At 34.9% G+C, this 17,351-nt stretch carries 27 protein-coding genes; 8 read left to right on the top strand and 19 right to left on the bottom strand.

From position 1 onward, the window contains the following. Positions 1-115: 115 nt before the first annotated feature. From ID741_RS05450 to ID741_RS05385, 14 genes are all read right to left on the bottom strand, one after another. Positions 116-310: a hypothetical protein gene (locus ID741_RS05450; protein ID WP_438719351.1), complete on the bottom strand. Its 195-nt coding sequence runs from the start codon at positions 308-310 to the stop codon at positions 116-118. A gap of 48 nt (positions 311-358) precedes the next feature. Next, positions 359-562 carry a hypothetical protein gene (locus ID741_RS05445; protein WP_438719350.1) on the bottom strand — a complete coding sequence of 68 codons (204 nt, stop codon included), beginning with the start codon at positions 560-562 and terminating at the stop codon, positions 359-361. Between the two features lie 29 nt (positions 563-591). Beyond that, positions 592-1,380 carry a DNA adenine methylase gene (locus tag ID741_RS05440; protein ID WP_438719348.1) on the bottom strand — a complete coding sequence of 263 codons (789 nt, stop codon included), beginning with the start codon at positions 1,378-1,380 and terminating at the stop codon, positions 592-594. A gap of 58 nt (positions 1,381-1,438) precedes the next feature. Then, entirely contained in the window at positions 1,439-1,825 is a 387-nt protein-coding gene (locus ID741_RS05435; protein ID WP_438719347.1) for a hypothetical protein, read from the bottom strand. A 59-nt stretch (positions 1,826-1,884) separates the two neighbouring features. Further along, positions 1,885-2,064 carry a hypothetical protein gene (locus ID741_RS05430; protein ID WP_438719346.1) on the bottom strand — a complete coding sequence of 60 codons (180 nt, stop codon included), beginning with the start codon at positions 2,062-2,064 and terminating at the stop codon, positions 1,885-1,887. Between the two features lie 61 nt (positions 2,065-2,125). After that, on the bottom strand, positions 2,126-3,043 hold the full coding sequence (locus ID741_RS05425) for a YqaJ viral recombinase family protein (protein ID WP_438719345.1): 918 nt from the start codon (positions 3,041-3,043) through the stop codon (positions 2,126-2,128). Then, a complete protein-coding gene (locus ID741_RS05420; protein WP_438720453.1) occupies positions 3,044-4,243 on the bottom strand; it encodes an SNF2-related protein in 1,200 nt (399 codons plus the stop codon). After that, the gene (locus tag ID741_RS05415) at positions 4,233-4,526 is read right to left on the bottom strand and encodes a VRR-NUC domain-containing protein (protein ID WP_438719344.1); all 294 of its coding nucleotides are present in this window, start codon (positions 4,524-4,526) and stop codon (positions 4,233-4,235) included. The genes ID741_RS05420 and ID741_RS05415 overlap by 11 nt, the downstream gene beginning before the upstream one ends. A 2-nt stretch (positions 4,527-4,528) precedes the next feature. Beyond that, the gene (locus tag ID741_RS05410) at positions 4,529-4,732 is read right to left on the bottom strand and encodes a hypothetical protein (protein WP_438719343.1); all 204 of its coding nucleotides are present in this window, start codon (positions 4,730-4,732) and stop codon (positions 4,529-4,531) included. A 14-nt stretch (positions 4,733-4,746) separates the two neighbouring features. Continuing rightward, the gene (locus tag ID741_RS05405) at positions 4,747-5,079 is read right to left on the bottom strand and encodes a hypothetical protein (RefSeq protein WP_438719342.1); all 333 of its coding nucleotides are present in this window, start codon (positions 5,077-5,079) and stop codon (positions 4,747-4,749) included. Between the two features lie 30 nt (positions 5,080-5,109). Next, positions 5,110-5,871, bottom strand: a complete 762-nt coding sequence (locus tag ID741_RS05400; protein ID WP_438719341.1) for a helix-turn-helix domain containing protein — start codon at positions 5,869-5,871, stop codon at positions 5,110-5,112. Positions 5,872-6,077: 206 nt separating this feature from the next. After that, positions 6,078-6,269: a hypothetical protein gene (locus ID741_RS05395; protein WP_438719340.1), complete on the bottom strand. Its 192-nt coding sequence runs from the start codon at positions 6,267-6,269 to the stop codon at positions 6,078-6,080. 9 nt (positions 6,270-6,278) lie between these two features. Continuing rightward, on the bottom strand, positions 6,279-6,557 hold the full coding sequence (locus ID741_RS05390; RefSeq protein ID WP_438719339.1) for a hypothetical protein: 279 nt from the start codon (positions 6,555-6,557) through the stop codon (positions 6,279-6,281). 3 nt (positions 6,558-6,560) lie between these two features. After that, the gene (locus ID741_RS05385) at positions 6,561-6,755 is read right to left on the bottom strand and encodes an XRE family transcriptional regulator (RefSeq protein WP_438719338.1); all 195 of its coding nucleotides are present in this window, start codon (positions 6,753-6,755) and stop codon (positions 6,561-6,563) included. 297 nt (positions 6,756-7,052) lie between these two features. Between ID741_RS05385 and ID741_RS05380 the strand changes: the two genes are divergently transcribed. The 4 genes from ID741_RS05380 (at position 7,053) to ID741_RS05365 (ending at position 9,430) form a co-directional block, all read left to right on the top strand. Next, positions 7,053-7,394, top strand: coding sequence for a helix-turn-helix domain-containing protein (locus tag ID741_RS05380; protein ID WP_438719337.1), 342 nt, complete (start codon positions 7,053-7,055; stop codon positions 7,392-7,394). Positions 7,395-7,406: 12 nt separating this feature from the next. After that, positions 7,407-7,805, top strand: a complete 399-nt coding sequence (locus ID741_RS05375) for an ImmA/IrrE family metallo-endopeptidase (RefSeq protein ID WP_438719336.1) — start codon at positions 7,407-7,409, stop codon at positions 7,803-7,805. 74 nt (positions 7,806-7,879) lie between these two features. Continuing rightward, positions 7,880-8,188 carry a hypothetical protein gene (locus ID741_RS05370; protein WP_438719335.1) on the top strand — a complete coding sequence of 103 codons (309 nt, stop codon included), beginning with the start codon at positions 7,880-7,882 and terminating at the stop codon, positions 8,186-8,188. A 12-nt stretch (positions 8,189-8,200) separates the two neighbouring features. Next, a complete protein-coding gene (locus tag ID741_RS05365) occupies positions 8,201-9,430 on the top strand; it encodes a tyrosine-type recombinase/integrase (protein WP_438719334.1) in 1,230 nt (409 codons plus the stop codon). A 7-nt stretch (positions 9,431-9,437) separates the two neighbouring features. Here ID741_RS05365 and udk read toward each other — a convergent pair whose 3' ends face one another. The 3 genes from udk to ID741_RS05350 form a co-directional block, all read right to left on the bottom strand. Continuing rightward, positions 9,438-10,070, bottom strand: a complete 633-nt coding sequence (gene udk / locus ID741_RS05360; RefSeq protein ID WP_438719333.1) for a uridine kinase — start codon at positions 10,068-10,070, stop codon at positions 9,438-9,440. Positions 10,071-10,137: 67 nt separating this feature from the next. Further along, positions 10,138-10,824 carry a YjjG family noncanonical pyrimidine nucleotidase gene (locus ID741_RS05355; protein WP_218326553.1) on the bottom strand — a complete coding sequence of 229 codons (687 nt, stop codon included), beginning with the start codon at positions 10,822-10,824 and terminating at the stop codon, positions 10,138-10,140. 9 nt (positions 10,825-10,833) lie between these two features. Continuing rightward, the gene (locus tag ID741_RS05350; protein WP_218326554.1) at positions 10,834-11,550 is read right to left on the bottom strand and encodes a 16S rRNA pseudouridine(516) synthase; all 717 of its coding nucleotides are present in this window, start codon (positions 11,548-11,550) and stop codon (positions 10,834-10,836) included. Positions 11,551-11,885: 335 nt separating this feature from the next. On the opposite strand from ID741_RS05350, the gene ID741_RS05345 reads away from it, so the two are divergent. The 3 genes from ID741_RS05345 to ID741_RS05335 all read left to right on the top strand — a co-directional run bounded on the left by ID741_RS05345 (position 11,886) and on the right by ID741_RS05335 (position 14,404). Continuing rightward, on the top strand, positions 11,886-12,503 hold the full coding sequence (locus tag ID741_RS05345; RefSeq protein WP_218326555.1) for a 50S ribosomal protein L25/general stress protein Ctc: 618 nt from the start codon (positions 11,886-11,888) through the stop codon (positions 12,501-12,503). Between the two features lie 214 nt (positions 12,504-12,717). Then, complete coding sequence (locus ID741_RS05340; RefSeq protein WP_438719332.1) at positions 12,718-13,044, top strand: DUF960 domain-containing protein; 327 nt, start codon at positions 12,718-12,720, stop codon at positions 13,042-13,044. A gap of 394 nt (positions 13,045-13,438) precedes the next feature. Next, a complete protein-coding gene (locus ID741_RS05335; RefSeq protein ID WP_218326557.1) occupies positions 13,439-14,404 on the top strand; it encodes an ABC transporter substrate-binding protein in 966 nt (321 codons plus the stop codon). Between the two features lie 48 nt (positions 14,405-14,452). Here ID741_RS05335 and ID741_RS05330 read toward each other — a convergent pair whose 3' ends face one another. Then, positions 14,453-14,965, bottom strand: a complete 513-nt coding sequence (locus tag ID741_RS05330; RefSeq protein WP_438719331.1) for a ClbS/DfsB family four-helix bundle protein — start codon at positions 14,963-14,965, stop codon at positions 14,453-14,455. Between the two features lie 13 nt (positions 14,966-14,978). Continuing rightward, complete coding sequence (locus ID741_RS05325; protein WP_438719330.1) at positions 14,979-15,788, bottom strand: MerR family transcriptional regulator; 810 nt, start codon at positions 15,786-15,788, stop codon at positions 14,979-14,981. 152 nt (positions 15,789-15,940) lie between these two features. Here ID741_RS05325 and ID741_RS05320 point away from each other — a divergent pair, with 152 nt between their 5' ends. After that, the gene (locus tag ID741_RS05320; protein WP_438719329.1) at positions 15,941-17,329 is read left to right on the top strand and encodes an MATE family efflux transporter; all 1,389 of its coding nucleotides are present in this window, start codon (positions 15,941-15,943) and stop codon (positions 17,327-17,329) included. Positions 17,330-17,351: the final 22 nt, after the last annotated feature.

Genomic DNA, 17,351 nt, shown 5'->3' with positions numbered 1-17,351 from the left:
GTATCCTCCTTTCTTATTTCGTTAATCTTCTTTACATACTTCCCCAGCTCTTGCATGTTTGTCTCTTTGGCTCCATACATCGATATTGCATAAACCACAATCGTGGTTTGCGGAATTAATCCTCTACCTCAATACTTGCAAAATTTTTAGGATTGACTGTAACTATTTCTCCACTATTTTTATCAACAAACATGAAAAAATCCTCATTTCCACGTCTGTAGTTAGCAAGAAAAGCTAACCAATGCTCCTTAGTGAATTGACTAGTTTCATACACCTTATCGAAATAAGGGTTATTTGTTTTAATTTTCATCTTTTTTTCCTCTTTTCTAATTTGGTGGTTATATCCGTTTTTTGTGAACTAACTTAATGTAATTTTTACATTTTCGTCATCTATATCAAAAATATCTATCCAATAATCGCCACTATTTGGATTATAAAATCCTACTGTAAAATATTGATCTTCTATATTAACTAATTGCCCCATTCTCCATGATTCTTCATTATCATCAGTTACCATAACTCGATCATATAAATTTGGAATGACTTCTTTCTTCACTGTCATTATTTCACCTCATTTCGTAATATCTTTCGTTAACCGAATAATGATAGCTGGCCACTTGGTTCATAATTGCACCATAAAACTTCTTGCCTGCTAGCACCAGATTCCGCTTTACTATTGAATGACAATTTATACCAGCTGCTGAGTTTTCGATTGTACAAATCATTATCATATCCGGATAAAATGACTAATCCTTCGAAATTGCATAGAACATCTAATAGTTCTATATGATCTTTATCTGAGTATTCACATGCATATAGTCTCTTCGACCTGGTACTTAATAAGTAAGGCGGATCAACATATGTCAGCACACCTTTTCGGTTATACCTGGTTAATAATTTCGTAGCATCCTGCTGCTCAATTTGTACGCCCTTCAACCGAAAAGCTACTTCCTCAATTCTTTCCCAAACTCCTGCCCATTCGCCAGCTGTATTTGGACCATTAGGATTAATGATTGATCGCCATCCTGTTTTGTCACTTGTTTTCGCACCTATCGCTTGCCAGCATCTAACCATTAATCTTCTAGCGTCTTCGATTGGATCACTGCTCACTTCATAGCTGTTTAAATATTCTTCACGACTATGGGGTGTTAGTAGAATTTTCTGAATTAGATTATCCGGATAATCCCGACACACTTTGAAAAAATTTACTATTCGAGAATCAACATCATTTATCGTTTCAACCTTTGCAGCTGGTTTATTAAAAAACACTGCGCCAGATCCAAAAAAAGGTTCTACATAAGTTTCGTGTTCTGGCATAATTTGAATAATTGTACTGGCCATGTTCCATTTACTACCTGGATAATTTAAAATTCTTTGCAAATAATCACCTCCTAAAGTCAGTAAAATCTTCCAACTACTGACTCAGCTATATCCGTCGTTAGCGGACTATCTTTTTTTGTAAAACCCATTCAATAAAATCTTGAGTTTTCACTCCTTCATTTTGGCAATAGTCATCTAAACTGTATTTATCCCAAAAAATAGTTTCTTCACCCGACTTTAAGTCATATCCTCGTTTTGTAAAGAAAGTTTTATTTAACCAAATGCTATCGTATCTTTCTTCTATTGTTTTAGGTTTTTGCTGTTGAATCAGCTCGATCGCTTTTTTTAAAACATCTAATTTGTTTTCAAAAGATATTCCAGTCCTGTTTAACTCTTTCTCAATTGCATCACTAAGTAAAAAATCCTTATCTTCAGTTTCATTAGGTCTGATATTTCTCCAGTAATTCGCAAATTGTTCAGCACGTTTTTCTACTTCCTTTTCCATAAATACACCTCTTATCACATTCCACTAAATGTTTCTTTTGCGGAAAAGCTTTAGCAAACTTAATGATCATGAAAGATTATACCTTTGTAGTAATGTTCTTCTTTTTTATACGGTTTTAGTTCTAAAAAAATTCCAAAACTTTTAGCTTTTTCTATAGCCTCTGAATCTTTTGATTCAAAAACAATATCTTTGACTTGAACCCCTTGAATAACTTTACAGATGTATTTACGTTTAAACATCACTTTTTCTCCTTTGATTAATAATTTTCCGCAATATCTTCCTTTAGCTGACTGTTGACTTTTAATTTTTACCTCGACTGTCACTTTCCTTAATGCGAATTGAACCTTTGACCTTAGATTCTTTTAAATACTTTTCATAAATTGAAGGTTCTTCTGTTTTTAGCCGTGTACTATCAACTGATTTTCTAACTGTCGGTAAAACACGAGTAATAATAATGTCTCCAGTATCAATTTTCTTGATATCTTCTTCTTCCATCTTTTTATATAATTCATCACGGAAAGCTTTTTGCTGTTCTTCTAACAATTTGGCTTTCTTTTTAAATTCCAACATCTCAAGTTCGAAACGTTCTACACGAGCGACAATCTTGTTTACATCATTTCCAATAGTGTAATAATCCCGCTCTGACATTTTCGGATTTTCTTTTAAGTACTCGACCCGAATCCAAAAGGTCTCAATTGCGTCTAGAATTTTTTCAATAGCCTCTTGATCACGTTCAATTTCCTTAATGATCAAATTTTTAGAATCAAATTCTAAGTCAAAATCTGTTGGTCGCTTATACATTGCCAACCAGCCATACTCACAACCTGTTTGGTAAAAATAGAGTTGCATTTGCGCTTCATAAATAATTGGTGTTGGATTTGTGCCATGAGTTTTTATTTCTAGCAATATCTTGTTTTTATCATCAATTCCGTCAACATTTGAACGAATCATATCGTCTTGATCAATAAATGTATCTGGATGAAAATTCAAGTTGTTTAAAGCGTTGATGTATTCCCTAATCAAAGGTTCCATTTTATTGCCAAATTGAATATATGGATTTGATATATGTTCTGGTTTTACAATTCCAGCTTTTTCTTTCGCTAATTCAAACTGCGTTTTATATTTGGATAGACCAAGAATTACTGGTACATCCGAGCCACCAACATACATTGAACGTTTTTCAGTCACGTTTATATCTTCTTTTTGTTGTCCGAACATTTATTTTCCACTCTCCATTCTTGTGTTCATATATAATTCTTCTGAAAAATCCTGTTTATTTTCCAAAGCTTGATACACAGCTTCCTCAATGGTTCTTTGTGTAATGAATCGATAAACAGTCACTTTCTTTTTTTGTCCATTTCTATAAGCTCTACCCAATGCTTGCGAATAATCTTGAAAAGAATATGTTGGTGTGTAGAAAATTACCGTATTTGCGTACTGCAATTCGATTCCTGCACTACCAGCCATGTATTGAACAAAAGTGACACTATTCCTCAAGTTTTCCCAAGTCTCCTTAGAAGGCAATTTAGACTGCTTTCCACTTACTTCAAAAAATCGTTTATTTTTAATTTTTGTTTTCAATGCTTCTATTTCTTTTTGGTAGTAGTAGAAAATAATGATATTATTTTCCGTACTCTCACAAAGCATTCCAGCATAATCTAATTTATCTTTCTGATTTGCATGATAGCGTAGACCATGGGCCAGTTTTGATGGTGTATCAAACTCCTCATCGTTTAAAACACGATGCCGTGATATTTTTTCATAATCACTTGATTTATTAAATTTCACATCTTCAATGATTAGCGGCGGTAAATCTAAAGCATCATCTTTTGAAATCGAAATTGTGAATGAATCATATTTATCATGCAGTTGATCTTCATTAATCCAACCTTCAATTTTAGGAATTCGCCGATTACCAAGAAACATTGTTCCCCACTTGGCATAACGATCTGTCATTTCTTTTTTTGATTTGAAGTAGCCAAACATGATGAAATAATTGAAAGTATCTTCCCATCCGTTGCTTGCTGGAGTAGCTGTCAAAAGTACAAAATGACTTGACTGCTTTGCTAGTTTAGCTGCAGCCTTACCTCTTTGGCTTGTTGGATTTTTTATATAATGAGCTTCATCAAAAATGACAAACCAACCTTTATAAAGCTTATACATAGAAGCAATTTTTCCATAGCTCATTTCAGAGAATTCCATTTCAATTTTGTAATAATCACAAACCGCTTGGATATCTCTTCGCCATCCGCCTTCTTTTAATTTTTGCGGCGGGGCTACAATTAGCATTGGCTCGCCTTGGCTGTATTTCATATATTGATGAATAGCCGTGATTGTTTTGCCTGTGCCAGTATCCATAGCTAAAAGATAATTTGAGTCAATCGCATCTAGAATTTTTTTTTGAAACTTATATAACATTTTTGTATTTGAGCACTTCGGATACATCTTCCACACTTCTTGCGACAATACTTACACCCCCGCTATTCTCAATTTTCTTTAATTTGCTTTTTTGTAATTCACTCAAAACTCCACCATTCGGACGTTTCACTTCGATAGCAACGAATCTACCATTCACACAAGCCAATATGTCAGGTGTACCTGCTGGTTGATACATTGATCCATGAACTTTTAAATAATAAGCATTCAAGGAATCAAGATATCTTTTTATATTATTTTCTACTTTCTTTTCTGAACCTGACATAATTAATCCTCAAACTCATGGCTGATAGATACAGGCTTCTTAAGATCGATGAATATTTTTTGATTATTATAAATTTGAAAGAGATTCATATTTTGATCAGCAACGTACTCACCATTTGAAGTATTAAAGTACGTAACTACCCCTGTATTTCTTATTGACCAAATATCAATATTATTATCAAAAAAGTATTGTTCGATTGGGTTCATGCGGTACACTCTCCTTATAGGTTTTCTAATACTCTAAAAATCATTTTTGCAACCATATTCCGTTCTTGAATACTGGTGGTTTCTTCAAAATCGGATAATAAAGTTGGTAACATTTCAGTAAAAATTTCCTTCTTATACTCAACCATTGATTTGGGATCTTCCTTCTTTACAATGATTGTTCGAACTTTGTTTTCATAAGTTACTTGAATCCATCCACGAGCTTTAAATAGTGATATTTGTTTTCTAACCAATTCTTTATCAAACTTCAAAGCATCAGCGATCTCTATATTTGTATCAACTGGATGGTTTCTTAAATAATCAATTATCTTGTCTGTTTTTCTTTCCATGTGTTACACTCTCCTTGTCTAGTTTTATTTTTATTGCCTTACTTCGTTGGCAGACGAGGTAGGCTCTTTTTTTATAAATAGTAATTCTCCGTTTTGATTACGGTACTCCAATAAAGTCTCACCATCTTTTTCTACTGACTTCACCAATACTTGCATTACGGTAGTTCCATCTTTTTCATAGAGACTTAATGGTGGCGCTGCGTTCGTCTTTAAATCGAATGAATTGTGACGTCTCATATAATTTATTCGCTTAATGCTAGATGTGTTTGGCAATGGTTTAACATCAATCACTCCGTCTCTTCTTAAATGAGCTACTTTGTGAGAGATTACTCTTTCCTGAACGCCTAAAATTTTTGAGAGCTCATGATAATTCGAAACGAATCCATTTACATCGAACTTTATATTTTTTAGTAATAGATCGACTGCAGTTTTATCCCATCTTTTATTTCCCAAATTATTCAATTTTCCGTATTTTCTTAAAATATAAATTCTATTCGTAATAGACTGTCGACTTCTTCCTAAGGTTTTCCCTATTTCTTCGTGGGTAAACATTCTTTTCAACATCTCAATAATTCGCTTATCCTCAATTTTTGAAAAGGGTAGATTTTCCATTTCGAATGATTTACTTCTGTCTACGGCGGGTAAAACTTCTGCTTCTTGAAGTCGCCTTATTTTTGTTTGTACGGAACTTTCAGAGCGATTTAGCTTTTTTGCCATTTGTCTAACATTTAAAGGTCTATTACATTCATCTAAAATGATGTATTTTTTTACATAATGTATTTCTTTACCCATCCATTTATGCCCCATCATTCATCACCACATTTTCTGAACGTAGTTAGCAAATCCCAAAACTCCAATAAATAGAAGTCCTACCTGCCAAACGCCAACAAGAAAACTAGTTACTGCACATCCTGTTAACATAGCTTTTTTTGACCGACATCTTGATACTCGCTTTGCATTTATTCTGGGAATTGAATCTGTAAAACAATAATCTTGTCTCATTTAATCCTTCCTCCTAACTCAAGTTCAAAAACTCTTAAATCTTCTAATTCTTCCTTTATTTGTTCTTCCTGGTATTCAGTTAATAACTTTGATTTTTTTAGTGCTTCACGATCAACTTGTAATTGTTGCCGTCGGCACTGGATTAAATACCTGACTTTCATGTTGAAGCTATTTGATTTAATTTTCATTACAAGCACCTACTTATTTTTTACTCCATTTTCATCACAATACTTTAGCCAGCAATCTCTAATCTCAGGATATTTCCAAAGTCTCTTTGTAGTTGGAGAGCATTCTAATTCTTTAGCTTCTTTTGTACATACAAAATTTTGTTCTAAATAAGTTCTACTGTGACTGCAAATAATAGTTAGTTTTTCCATATCCACAGTTGCAAATAAAATTTCTGTTGGCATCAGTCTTTCGACTTCCTTACGAACACATTCTTTCGCATATTCGACAGGATCAAAAAAAGTCTCCATTATTTACATCTCCTTGTTTTTTTCAAGCTCTTTTAAAATGATATTTATGTTTTCAACTTGTGCATCTGGTTTTCGGCTTCCGTTCATGATGTCTGACATATACGCCTCAGAAATTTCCAACTTTTCGGCAAGCCACTTCTGAGTTTTATTATGAGTTGCTAAAGCTATCCTAATTTTGATAATAAAATCATGTGACATAAAAGCACTCCTTTCATATTATTCGTAAGCTAATAAAATTAGCTAATTATTCTTGACTTTTTTATCCAACTGTCTTATATTTATATACAGTTAAATAAGCATAGAATTATCCTTATCAGATAAACATTCTTAGTTTGGCGACCTTGAAGTGTTCATATTTGTTAGGTTTCTTTCTCATTGCTTGTTAGCATATTAAATTAGCTTACGAGATTAATATAATCCAACTGGATAGATATGTCAACTATTTTTATCCAACTTTATTATTTTTCTTGAGGCAGTCTAGAAAGGTGATACATTATGCTTTTTGAGAGGGTAAAAGAAATTTCGAAAATACGAGGACTTTCTATTTCCGAATTGGAGGAGCGTATAGGATTTGGTAAAAACTCTATTTATAAATGGAAAAAGCAAAGTCCTAAAACTGAAACATTACAAAAAGTTGCAGATTATTTACATGTCTCAACAGATTACCTATTGGGTAGAACAGATAACCCTTACAGCGGAATATCGGAAGACCAAAGACAATTAACCATAGAAGAAGCTATCAATTCTGTAATGAGTTATGACGGTAAGCCGTTGTCCGATAACGACAGAGATGTATTGAAAAAGATAGCCGAAGCTTATCTTGATGGTAATTTGTAAGGAGAAGTTTGCATGGATAAAGAAATCGATGACCTTGTTAGACAACTAAATACAAAAATTGTTTATGACAATTCATTGGATAAAGTAGCTCATAATATTATTTTATTCAATATTATTGTCGTAAACGATAGTTATACACTTTTTGAGCAACAGAAGGCTATTTTACATGAGTTAGGACATACTGCTCTTCATAGAAATGATTATAAGTCGTATAAAGAAGCTTTTTCTTTACATTCAGCAATGGAGCATGAAGCTAATGAATACATGGTTAGGAAAGTCTTAGATAAATATATTTGCGAAACTGAGCTTGAGCCTCGTCAAGTTAATCGAATTCAATTTATCGAGTCTTGTGATTTGGATCCGAATTTTGAAGATATGGTTCAATCTTTACTAATCGAATATCAAATCTAAAAAAGCATCTATATTTTTTTAACTAAAAAAAGAACATATGTTTGTGTTTTGAGATTTTAGGAGGAGGATTTAAAATGCGACAAACAGATTTTAAAAAAATGTTAGAGAAACAAGTAGGGTACAAAATTTTTTCAGTGAAAGTTCATAACTATCTCGAAAGTACTAACAATAAACGCAAAGCAAAAGAACGTTGGAGTAATTTTAAACTGGAGAATAAAGCGACAGAAATGTGGGAGTCTCTTGTTGAAAAAATGTATGCTCAGTTGGACAGTTCCATTGATTGCAATAAGTATAATCGAGAGGAAAAATGGAACGAATTTATTGAACAAAATGAGATTATAGTTGATTTTAATGAGAGTATATCTGATATGGAATTTGAATAAGGAGGATTCATTGTGGCTACTTTTAGAAAAAGAGGGAAAGGCTGGGAATATAGGATACGCTATGTAGATCCTATAACAGGTAAAAAAAGTGAAAAAAGCGAAGGAGGTTTTTCAACTAGAGCTGACGCTGAGTATGCAGCTTCTGAAAAATTAATTGATGTTCGAGATGGTGTAATAATAAAAAGAAGTAATATTTCGTTTAATGACTTTGCCGATTTATGGTTTGAAAATTATAAAACGACTATAAAAGAAACTTCATTAAGATCAAGAAAAGGCAACCTAAACACATTAAAAAAAGCTTTGGGAAATTTAAAACTAAAGAGTTTAACTTACAATCTTTATCAAAAAAAGATAAACGAATTATCAAAAATTTATAAAAGAAATACACTAGTTTCTATCAATCAAATTGGGCAAATGATTGCCAGGAAAGCTGTCAAAGATGGTTATTTCAAATCAAACCCTATAGCCGATACTAAAATTCCGCACTACGATAACGAACAAGAACGAATTGAATACTGGGAGCCTGTTTCGATTCAGATATTTCAAAATTTCTTAATTGAGGATATTAATAAGAAAAGGAAGAAGGGAAACGAATATCTCAATTTAGAGAGAGAAAGAGAATTGGCTTTGTTCTACCTGTTGCTATACGGAGGATTAAGGATTGGTGAAGCATGCGCTTTGAGTATCAATGACTACTATCCATTAACCAAAGAAATAGATATATCTAAAACTCTTGGATCACCATTATCTAATCAAACAAAAAATAGTTACAAGATATATCCACCTAAGACAAAAAGTGCTTATAGAACCGTCCCTTTACCCGAGATAGCCTATAAGCAATTAGAAATATGGATAGCTAAAAGAAAAGAGTATACGGCTCTATTCCCATTAGTTTACCATGAATCACAATATTTATTTTGTAAAAAAGATGGATCGCCCCTCACTCCAAGAGATGTAAGGAGTAAATTCAACGTGATTGTGCAAAAATTGAATCTACCTAAAATTACTCTTCACGGATTGAGACATACTTATACTGCTTTGCAGATTCAAGCTGGCATTGACCCAAAATCACTACAATTATTATTAGGTCATGCTAACGTAAAAACCACATTAGATATCTACTCGCACATTACTAAAGATAAACAAAAGACCAATATTGATAAGTTCAATCAAATGCTTAATAATTTAAATGGCGGGGCAAAAGTGGGGCAAGAGCAAAAATCACAAAAACAAAAAGAGTAAAACACCTTTATACCAAGCCTAATTTGAGTATAGAATCCACTTTCGTTGCAATCAAATCAATCGCAACATGGTTTTCGCCGCCTTCTGGCACAATAATATCAGAATAGCGTTTGGTAGGTTCGATAAACTGGTGATACATTGGTTTGACGACACCTAAATATTGTCCAATGACTGAATCTAGTGTCCGTCCTCGTTCTTCCATGTCGCGTTTGATTCGGCGAATAATCCGAATATCGTCGTCTGTATCAACATAGATTTTAATGTCCATTAAATCTCGTAAACGTTCGTCCTCTAAAATTAAGATGCCTTCTAAGATAATGACTTCCTTCGGTTCTTCCACAATGGTTGCTTCCGAACGAGTATGGTTCACATAATCATAGACGGGAACTTCGATGGCTTCGTATTTCAATAATTTTTCTAAATGAGTGATTAATAAATCCGTATCAAAAGCAAAAGGATGGTCGTAGTTTGTCTTTAACCGCTCCTCAAAACTTAAATGACTTTGATCCTTGTAATAAGAATCGTGCTCCAACATCATGATGGAATGATCGGGAAAATGATTGTAAATTGCCCGACTGACGCTGGTCTTTCCACTACCTGATCCGCCGGTTACCCCGATGATAATTGGCCTTGTACTCATCTACTTAAAACCTCTTTCGTTTTTTTCATTCTATCTATTATAACGAAAATATAAAGAATTACTACTATCAATTCATGTCTAAAAGCGGATAAAGTTCTGTTAGGCGCGTAATTTCATAAGTTGGCTTAATTGTTTCAGCAGAGTCTTGCCAATTATTTAACCAAATTGTATCGATGCCTGCCATTTGTCCACCTTTAATATCAGAAGTTAATGAGTCGCCAATGATCACCGTTTTGGTTAAATCAATTTGTGGAATTTCATTAAATACGTGATCAAAAAAAGCTTTTTCTGGTTTGTGAGTACCTAATTCTTCAGAAATAAATACCTTTTTAAAATACGGTTCTAAGCCTGATTCACTTAGACGTTGCCGTTGGGTTGTCGAGACACCATTGGTCACAATGTAGAGTGCTTCAGTTTGACTTAATTTTTCTACGACAGTCAAACTGTCTGGCATTAAATCATGTCCGGCGTTTAATAATTGGCGGTAGCGATCTTCCGTTGCTGGACCGTTTATTTCTCGACCAATAGTTTTGAAGAAACGGCTAAAACGGGTAGCTAATAATTCTTCACGGGTAATTTTTCCTAATTCATAATCCCGCCAAAATCCTTGGTTCATCAATTTGTATGCCGCTTTATCTTGCGGTAAGTTTCTCACTTCTAACTCTGTAAATAATTGATTCAAGGCTTTTTCTTCAGTAGCTTTAAAATCTAACAATGTGTCATCGATATCAAATAATAATGTGTTGTATTTCATTTTTTCCCTCTATCTAAAATATATTTTTAATTGTTGTAACTCCTGCACAGTTAACTTGCGGTAATCGCCGGGTGCTAAATCAGCCGGCAAGACTAGAGGTCCCATCGCCACACGTTTTAAAGCTGTAACTTTTTTTCCACGTGCTAAAAACATCTTTTTGACTTGGTGAAACTTACCTTCTTGGATCGTTAATTCTACTTTACTGGACTTTTCGGTTGTTGCCAAAATTTTTAACTTTGCCGGCTGACAAACAATGCCGCCATCAAAAATAATCCCTTCAGCAAAAGCAGCAATATCAGCCTCAGTAACCCGCTCATTAATTTCTGCTTGATAGGTTTTACTCACTTTTAAGCCTGGCTGTAATAAATCATAGCCTAGTTGTCCATTATCCGTCAGCAATAATAAACCAGTAGTATCACGATCTAAGCGTCCCACTGGATAAAGCTCGGCTCTAAAATCTATCGGTGCCACCAACTCAGTAACTGTCTGAAATTGCCCATCTTTTTTAGCCGTTACTACACCGAATGGTTTATTTAACAAATAATAAACCTGCTGGGTGACTAATCTTTCTCCATCAACGATTATTTCATGCAGCTGGCTATCGACATTGCGAGCTGGATTACGCTCAATTTGACCGTCAACTATAACTTTATGCATTAAAAACAAACGCTTCATTGCTTTACGAGTCGTCTGCAATTGTTCTTCTATAACTTTATCTAAACGCATGGGTCTTCCTTTTTTTGCTTTATTATAACTCTTTTTTTCTGGTTTAAAAAATAAAGTGAGTAATTTATCCTTGCAAAATACCTCAAAGTGTCCTAACATTAATTAATACGAAGAAATTAACTTTGTATCTTAAGTGAATCGACATAATTATGTCAAAGGTTTCTCATACACAGCGTAATGACCTGGTGGAGAAAGTTGAATTTAGACTTTTTTTAGGCAGCTGTAAAAAGCTGTCTTTTTGCGTTCTCGCAAAGCCAACGTGCTGAGAATAACCGTCACTTAAAAAATCTGTCTGACAAACCAGCAGGCAGTCTATTTTAAGGAGGAATTTGGTTATGGCAGTAACATTGAAAGTTGAAGAAAGAGCAACTCGTCCCCGTTCCCTACGTAACAAACTACGTCACGAAGGTAAGATCCCAGCAGTCGTTTATGGTTACCAAGTAGAAAGCACATCAATCTCAATTGATGAAGCTGAACTATCAAAAGCATTAAGAGAAAATGGTGGGAATACCGTTTTTGCTTTAGATTTAAACGGCAAAAAAATCAACACTTTATTACATGCGACACAATCTGATACTTTCACACGTGTATTAACTCACGCAGAATTCTTATCAGTAAATATGTCTGAAGAAACTGAAGTTGAAACTGAAATAAGCTTAGTCGGCGAAGCAGCTGGCGTGAAAGCTGGCGGTGTCTTGAACCAAACTTCATACACAGTTATTGTTTCAGCTACTCCAGCAAACTTACCAGAAAACATTGAAGTAGATATTACCAACTTAGAAATTGGCCAATCAATTACTGTTGCTGATCTACCTAAGGATGCAGACTACACTGTGGTTACTGATCCTGAAGAACAAATCGCAAACATCAGTGAAGCACAAGCAGCTGAAGAAGTTGATGCACCAGCAGAAGCAGCTGAACCAGAAGTTATCGGCGCAACAGAAGCTGAATAATTTAAAGCCCAAGCAGTTATCATTTTTGATAGCTGCTTTTTTTATATTTGGAAACCAAAAATTTGTTTTTTCTACTTAAACAGGATAAAATTAATCACTACATAAGTAATTTTTGCAGATAAAGGTACCCGTTCGTCTCATTCAGAATGGTATCCGCATTGAAAAATCTGATTAAATTTCTGGAAAAGAAATTTAATCCAAAGGAGGATACAAAATGTTTGAAACATTTGATTCTAATCGCAGCCGTTATGCCTCAGTCGGAGTTGTATCCAGTCTACCTGGCGAATTAATCGATAGTATCTGGTATATTATTGACTTAGACATCAAAGGCGTAATCCCTTTAAACAATATGCTTTCTTTTGGTGTAATTAATAATAATGGCCATGTCACGATGCATTTTTCGCAAGATGGTGATAGTGTTGAGATGGGCGTCGACTTACCTTTTATGTATTCAACTGAATTTCCTAGTGAAGTATATGCTTACGATGATGGTACTAGACAAACCATTTTATTACCTAGCGAAATTCGCCAAAGAGGATAAAACAATTAGCCACGGCAACAGAAGTTTCATTCTGTTGTCGTTTTTCTGTGTTTAAAATTAAAATATTTCCATTTTTCTTATTTACATCTCATTTTTTATCATGTATACTAGTGAGCAATTACAAGTTGGAGGTCATTCTTATGACAAACAGAATCTACTCACAACTGAATAACCGCTTTTTCTTTAGCTTTTTTAGATAGGTTTGTATTCATCAAGATGGATGCAGACTACCGAAGTTTTGTATCTATCTATGATGGCTAAAGGATTTTAACGTACCACCAGCCACGTAGAAGAAATTCTAAATGGCTGAACATGTACGATCTATTCTCGTCGATTCATCACCCATTTAGTTTTTCTAAGTGGGTGATTTTTTTATGGAGAGGAAGAGAAGTATATGAAGAAGAAAATGTTAATGGGGTTAGGATTGTTAAGTTTATTAGTATTAGGAGCTTGTGGTCAAGGTGAAGCCGATGAAAAAAGCGAAGTTAAAAAAATCGGTATTTTACAAACTGTTGAGCACGGTTCTTTTGATGAATCACGGGAAGGCTTCATCCAAGGATTAGCTGAAAACGGCTATACAGAAGGTGAAAATCTAGAAATCGAATATCAAAATGCTCAAAGTAATCAAGGAAACTTACAAAGTATGAGCGAAAAATTAGTTTCCGACCAGCCTGATTTATTATTAGGTATCGGCACACCAGCTGGTCAAGGTTTAGCCACAGCAACACAAGATATTCCGACTTTAGTTACTGCTGTAACAGATTTAAAAACCGCAAAATTAGTGAAAAGTTACGACAAACCTGGTACCAACATTTCTGGAACTACTAATTTATCACCCATCAAAAAACAAATCGATCTATTGCTATCAGTCGTTCCTGATGCTAAGAAGATTGGCTTATTATACAATTCCGGTGAAGTGAACTCACAAGTGCAAATTGATGTCGCAACCGAATATTTAAAAGAATTGGGTATCGAAACTACTATCAAGACTGCATCAAATACCAACGATGTCCAACAAGCAACAGAATCTGTAGCCAATGATGCTGATGGTATTTACATCCCAACTGACAGTACTTTTGCCAGTGCGGCTGCCGTAGTTGGCGAAGTTGTTAAAGAGAAAAAAATTCCGTTAGTTGCCGGTTCCGTTGACCAAGTTAAAGAAGGCGGCTTAGTAACTTTAGGCGTAGATTATGTTTCATTAGGCTACCAAACAGGTGAAATGGCTGCAAAAATCTTAGATGGTGAAGCGAATCCTGAAGATATGCCAGTAGAGTCTGCTAAAGATTTAGCGTTCTATGTTAATAAAGACATGGCTGCGGCTTTAGGCATCGATCCTGAGAGTATCAAAGAACCAAAATAAACAAAAGCCAATGAAATCTTATTGAACAGATTTCATTGGCTTTATCTATTACTTAGCTAAAGTTTTTTTATACTGGCGAATTTTCTTCAAAGCCCATTCATAATGACTACTCATGGAAGACGCGCAATAACTACCTAACGAAGTGCTACCGGTCCAAGAAAAATATTTTTTGGTGAATAGTTCTTCTTCAGAAAAATTCGCTACCAAGTCCATCAACGCTTGGTGACTCTTCGACAGCATTTTCTTGGCATCCGCCAGTTCAGTCGTTTGGTGTTTTTCCAAAAAGACCAGATTCATTTCACCATAATTTTTCCAATTATAAGGAGCGGGTAAAAAGGGAACCACCTGCTCGCTCTTTTGATTCTCAGCAATGAAAGTCAACAATAATTGGTGCCATTCATAGAGATGAATTAGGACATCGCGAATATTACGATCGCGATCTTCGAATGGGAAAATGCCTACTTGCTCTGCTGGCGTCAGACTGTCAATCAAAGTAAATAGTTTGTCGTAATTCTCCTGAGAAAAGCTAAGTAATTCTGATTTTGTACGTGCTCTTGCCATTGTTTTTCCTCCTTTATTTTAAAACGAGACAGGCTTCTGTCACCCATTTTTCTGGATCAGGCGTTTGCGCAGGGGAGACATGATTAATATTAAACATCGGTCCAGCCATTTCGTAATCCTGGGTTTCCAACCAACGAGCCAATGCATTCATTACTTGTGGCATTTGTTCATAGGATCCTTGAAATGTTACCGAAGCTGTTTGTATGGCTGGAGCTACAAAAAATTTGACTTCCTCCATATCTGAATAGTCACCAACAACCGTACTTTGCAATTCTAAATCAATCTGTTGATCTTGGTATTCTTCGTCGTGATAGATACTGACTCCTAACGGTGGCGAACTAAATTGAATCTTTTGAGCTTGAACGACAGCATCAAGTGTTTGCCATAACTCGCCTTCACCGCTGGCATCTGCAATAACTTTTCGAATACTCATGACTTTACGAGAGGGTAATTCTTTTAAGACCACATGGTAATCTAGTAAGTTTTGACGGTCATCCAACTCTGCTTGAATTTGAGCCAAACTATCTTTTTGCTGGGTAATGACTGCTAATTCCTCTGCCAACTCTTGCTGTCGGGTGTATAAATATTTCTCAAGATCAACCGGATTTTCTTGGTTTAAAATTTCCTTGATTAAAGTCAGCGAAAAACCAAATGACTGGAGCTTCTTGATTTTATTGACGGTGGTTAATTGTTCTGCCTGATAATAACGATAGTTATTATCAGGATCAATTTTAGCGGGTTTCAATAAATCCATTTTCTCATAATGACGTAACATACGACTACTGGTTCCTGACAGTTTTGAAAATTGTTTAATCTTAAACATTACGCTTCCCCCTTTGTTTATTCTATTGTAAACGTTGACACTGTGTTAATGTCAATTAATTTTCAAAAACTTTTTCATAACCCTTGCATTCAGAAAAGTCTGTGGTAATATCAGTAGAACCAAAAATGATTTCACTCAAAAAGGAGTAGATAATGAAAGATCTTACCCATGGCAATCCTGCCAAATTAATCTTATTTTTTGCTTTACCTTTGCTGGTAGGAAATATTTTCCAACAGTTCTATAGTATGGTGGATATGATAATTGTCGGACAAACATTAGGCAAAGATGCATTGGCTGCAGTTGGTGCTACCGGATCGGTAAACTTTTTGATTATTGGTTTTGCTCAAGGCTTAACGGCAGGGCTTTCGATTATTACAGCCCAGCGTTTTGGGGCAAAAGATCCGTTAGCTGTTCGAAAAAGTTTTGCTACATCGGTGATTATTAGTCTGATCGTTACCGTAGTTTTAACCACGTTGAGTTTAATCTTTTTACGGCCCTTATTATTGCTTATGCAGACGCCGGTAGAAATTATTGACCAGGCGCAACAATTTATTTCTATTATTTTAGCCGGAATTTTTGCGGCGATGGCTTTTAACTTACTGTCTAATATGATTCGTGCCTTAGGCGACAGCCGCACCCCACTATTTTTCTTAGCAATTGCGGTAGTGGTGAATGTTGTATTGGATTTAATCTTTATTATTCATTTTCATATGGGCGTAGCCGGTGCAGGTTTTGCCACTGTGATTGCCCAAGTTTTTGCAAGTTTAATGTGTGTGGTTTACATCAAAAGAAAAATCCCCTTGTTACAAATTAGTCGCAAACATTTTACTTGGGATAAAGAAGAAATTCGAATCCATTTAAATTCTGCTTTACCGATGGGTTTTCAATCATCAATTATTGCTATCGGAGCAGTGATATTACAATCAGCTTTAAATAGTTTAGGTACGAATGTCGTAGCGGCTCAAGCTACAGCTAGTCGAATTGACCAGTTTGCGATTTTACCAATGATGTCTTTTGGAATTACAATGGCAACTTTTACTGCACAAAACTTTGGCGCAAAAAAATATGGTCGTATTTTATTAGGCGTGAAACAATGTTTAATAATGACCATCGGCTTTAGTATTTTTGCTGGTTTAGGCGTGATTTTCTTTGGAGATCATTTAGTTAATCTATTTGTCGCCCGTAGTGAAGTCAAGGTTTTCCAATTGGCCCAAATCTATTTTAATATTAGTGGTTCTCTTTATTGGATTCTGGCGATTCTCTTTGTTTTACGTTATACCTTACAAGGCTTGGGACAAGCAAAAGTGCCGACAATTGCTGGAATTATGGAGTTGGTAATGCGCTCTTTTGCTGCTCTAATTTTAACGCCATTATTTGGTTATACTGGTGCCGCTTTTGCACCGCCACTAGCTTGGATGGGTTCAGTAGCTGTTTTACTAGCTTCTTATTTTAAAGCCATGCGTCATTTAAAAAAATTAGATCAGGAACAAAACCAAGAACAAGCTAAAAAACAAATAATGCACAGTCTTTCTGAAGAATAATCAGAGAGACTGTGCATCTTTT

This window comes from Enterococcus sp. AZ103, from assembly GCF_051714685.1.
In the GTDB taxonomy this organism is placed as follows: Bacteria; Bacillota; Bacilli; order Lactobacillales; family Enterococcaceae; genus Enterococcus_A; species Enterococcus_A alishanensis.
This window is presented reverse-complemented; position numbering and strand designations above follow the sequence as displayed.